The organism is Candidatus Zixiibacteriota bacterium (assembly GCA_021159005.1).
Lineage (GTDB): Bacteria > Zixibacteria > MSB-5A5 > UBA10806 > 4484-95 > JAGGSN01.
This window is the reverse complement of sequence record JAGGSN010000080.1, coordinates 1-1,065: the sequence shown is the minus strand read 5'-3', so window position 1 is coordinate 1,065 and position 1,065 is coordinate 1. Positions and strand designations below refer to the sequence as shown.

Annotated in this window: 1 protein-coding gene; it reads left to right on the top strand. The window is 47.4% G+C overall.

Annotated elements, in window-relative coordinates:
- The coding region (locus tag J7K40_05405) for a transposase family protein (GenBank protein ID MCD6161833.1) at positions 1-468 on the top strand (468 nt) is incomplete at its 5' end.
- Positions 469-1,065: the final 597 nt, after the last annotated feature.

The following is a 1,065-nucleotide window of genomic DNA, read 5'->3' as shown; positions in this document are numbered from 1 at the left end:
AGCCGCTACATTGTCCACTGGGAGATACGCGAGTCGATGACCGAGAAAGATGTTGAAATTATCTTACAGCGAGCACGAGAAAAGTTCCCAAATGCCAAACCGCGAATTATTTCCGACAACGGCCCGCAGTTCATATCGAGGGACTTTAAGGAGTTCATACGGATCAGCGGCATGACGCACGTAAAGACTTCACCGTATTATCCGCAGAGCAACGGCAAACTGGAGCGTTATCACAAGACGATCAAAGGCACGTGTATTCGGGTCAATACACCGCTGTCGCTGGATGATGCGATACGGGTCATAATCGGCTTTGTAGATCATTACAACAACAGACGTCTGCACAGTGCCATCGGATATATAACGCCCAATGACAAACTGCACGGGCGGGCCGAAATGATCCTCGCCGCACGCGACGCCAAACTTGCCGCAGCCAGAGAGGCCCGTAAACTAAAAAGGAAAGCATCGTGACGACAGAAGTCTTGACAATAACCGGAAAAGCGGCGACAATTACGTCGGCTGATAAAACGGAAGCGGGCAATGCTGAGGAGCAACCCGCCAGGGATAATCAGCAGGGAGCGACGGATGACCGTTCATGTGGGAGTCTTCGGATTCCCACAACCCTTCCAAAGACTCATCCATCACTCCCGAAATGCCTAAAAAAACCTACTTGCCGAAGGCAAGAAAAGTCTCTTAGCAACGAAGTGGATTTGTCCGATTCACGCTGAACCAGTACAACTCATTAGCAAGCCAGCGAAGCGTTCCGCGAAATCTGATTCTGTCTAAACCTTTTATTGCACCCATGATTTTTTCTTTGTATAATTCCTTCAGTTTCATAGTAGCATCCTTTCAATAAATTTAGTCATTTATAAGGATGCTACTATACTTCTTTTCGCCGAAAATGCTAAAGTTATTTTTGGTTGCGGCTATGCTGCTCCAAGATCTTCATGGTAAATCTCTTTGTTTTCCACCATGAAGGACTTGAAGAACAGGAAGAGGGGAAAATGGCGCCGTACTCTTTGCTTGCACCCACCGCATCTCATCCGCCCAAGCCAGATAGTACTATAA